Source organism: Streptococcus mitis, assembly GCF_001074635.1.
GTDB lineage: Bacteria > Bacillota > Bacilli > Lactobacillales > Streptococcaceae > Streptococcus > Streptococcus mitis_E.
In genome coordinates this window covers 1-2,243 of the sequence record NZ_JUQO01000025.1, presented here as the reverse complement: position 1 = coordinate 2,243, position 2,243 = coordinate 1, and the positions used below count along the sequence as shown (strand labels likewise).

Sequence of the window (2,243 nt, the reverse complement as noted above, 5' to 3'; positions counted from 1 at the left end):
CATACCTACGGCAAGGCGACGTTGACGTGGTTTGAAGAGATTTTCGAAGAGTATAAATCAATGCCTTCCGCCTTTAGACTTCCCTAGTTCTCGTCTCAAGCGAAGCATTTTTTTGAAACAGAAATAAGTTAACCTATTCAGACCAATAGCTAGCAGAATAAAAAGAAACCAAATGCCCCATAACTTGATATCTGTCACATTTCTCAAGACGATATTGAAAAACAGAACTGAAACAACTGTCCAAGCAAGGCTAAAAAGAGCATAGAGGGGGATGTAAAACCAGTAAAAATAGTAAAAAATTGGGAAAAATTTACTATCTCTATTGGCCTTTTCAATCCAGCTGAAAAAGTAAAACCAGGGAAATAAGATTATCAATTTAAACAAATGTTTCATCACCAGCCCCCTCTCTATTTGATAGCGTTTTCTTCAACTTCATTCTATCAAAAAAATCTGGAAATGTCATTCCAGATTCTACTTTTTTATTTGCGTTTTCTTGCGATGAGATGAATCGGTGTTCCTTCAAATACAAAGGCCTTGCGGATTTGATTTTCCAAGAAACGCAGGTAAGAAAAGTGCATGAGTTCTTCTTCGTTGACAAAGATAACAAAGGTTGGTGGTTTGGTTGCCACTTGGGTCGCATAGAAAATCTTGAGACGTTTTCCTTTGTCTGTCGGTGTTGGGTTAATGGCAATAGCATCCATAATGACATCGTTCAAGACAGCTGATGGAATACGTGTGTTTTGGCTTTCGCTGATTTGCTTAATCATCTCAGGAAGTTTGTGGAGACGTTGCTTAGTCAAAGCGGATACAAAGATAATCGGTGCGTAAGGTAGATATTGGAACTGCTCACGGATATCTTCTTCCCAGTTTTTCATAGTGTGGTTGTCTTTTTCAAGTGTATCCCACTTGTTGACCACGATAATCATCCCTTTACCGGCTTCATGGGCAAATCCTGCGATACGCTTGTCGTATTCACGGATACCTTCTTCCGCATTGATGACCATCAAGACTACATCTGAGCGGTCAATAGCTCGCATGGCACGCATAACAGAGTATTTCTCAGTATTTTCATAAACCTTACCAGACTTACGCATACCAGCCGTATCAATCATGGTAAACTCTTGACCATCTGTATCTGTAAAGTGGGTATCAATAGCGTCACGCGTTGTTCCAGCAACTGGACTGGCAATGACACGGTCTTCTCCCAAAATAGCATTAATCAAGCTTGATTTTCCGACGTTAGGACGACCAATCAAGCTAAACTTAATCACATCTGGATTTTCTTCTTCATATTCATTTGGAAGATTTTCTACGATCGCGTCTAGCACATCCCCTGTACCGATACCATGGACAGATGAGATAGGCAGTGGTTCACCCAAACCGAGGGCATAGAAATCATAGATATCATTTCGCATCTCAGGGTTGTCCACCTTGTTGACTGCGAGGATAACTGGTTTGTGGGTCTTATAAAGCTTGCGGGCTACGTATTCGTCTGCATCGGTAATTCCTTCCTTACCGGACACGACAAAGACGATAACATCGGCTTCTTCCATGGCAATTTCTGCCTGGTGCTTGATTTGTTCCATGAAAGGAGCATCGACATCATCGATTCCTCCTGTATCAATCATGCTAAAGGAACGATTGAGCCACTCACCCGTTGCATAGATACGGTCACGTGTCACTCCTTCGACATCTTCCACAATGGAGATTCGCTCACCAGCGATCCGATTAAATAGGGTTGATTTCCCAACATTGGGACGTCCTACAATGGCAATAGTTGGTAGGGCCATAATTTCTCACTTTCTACAATAACTTCTTCTGTTCAAGATTTTTTCTAGTTGAGCTTGGTTCTGCTTGACCAAACTGTTCTGCTAGGCGCTGACTCCAGCTTGTGGTTGCACGCGCCCCAGCATAGTCAGCCTGTACACGGTCATAAGCCTCAATCACATCAACTGTTTGTTCCTGATATTCTTCCTCAAATACCACCTGATTCAAAGGCAAGCGAGGTTTGACTTCATGTTCTTCATTTGGTAGTCCTAGTGCCATCCCAAAGACAGGATAGGTATAGTCAGGCAGGTTAAAGAGCTCTGCCACTTCTTCTGACTTGTAACGCACCAAGCCAATAATGACACCACCATAGCCCAAGCTTTCAGCTGCCAACAAGGCATTTTGACCAGCAAGAGCCGCATCGACCGAACTAATCAAGAGACCTTCTACACCTTGAGGTTGGAAGGTATCCGTAT

Annotated in this window: 3 protein-coding genes; all 3 read right to left on the bottom strand. The window is 42.6% G+C overall.

Features of this window, described 5'->3' with window-relative positions; all coding sequences use genetic code 11:
• Positions 1–57: 57 nt before the first annotated feature.
• A complete protein-coding gene (locus ADI58_RS11350) occupies positions 58–393 on the bottom strand; it encodes a hypothetical protein (protein WP_049521125.1) in 336 nt (111 codons plus the stop codon).
• An 86-nt stretch (positions 394–479) separates the two neighbouring features.
• The gene (der, locus tag ADI58_RS00985) at positions 480–1,790 is read right to left on the bottom strand and encodes a ribosome biogenesis GTPase Der (RefSeq protein ID WP_001207696.1); all 1,311 of its coding nucleotides are present in this window, start codon (positions 1,788–1,790) and stop codon (positions 480–482) included.
• A 13-nt stretch (positions 1,791–1,803) separates the two neighbouring features.
• A partial coding sequence (locus ADI58_RS00980) for a nitroreductase family protein (protein ID WP_049521124.1) occupies positions 1,804–2,243 on the bottom strand: 440 nt, incomplete at its 5' end.

Bases quoted from the DNA above. Each gene is read 5' to 3' on its own strand.
- ADI58_RS11350 (WP_049521125.1), bottom strand. From the start codon at position 393: ATGAAACATTTGTTTAAATTGATAATCTTATTTCCCTGGTTTTACTTT.
- der (WP_001207696.1), bottom strand. From the start codon at position 1,790: ATGGCCCTACCAACTATTGCCATTGTAGGACGTCCCAATGTTGGGAAA.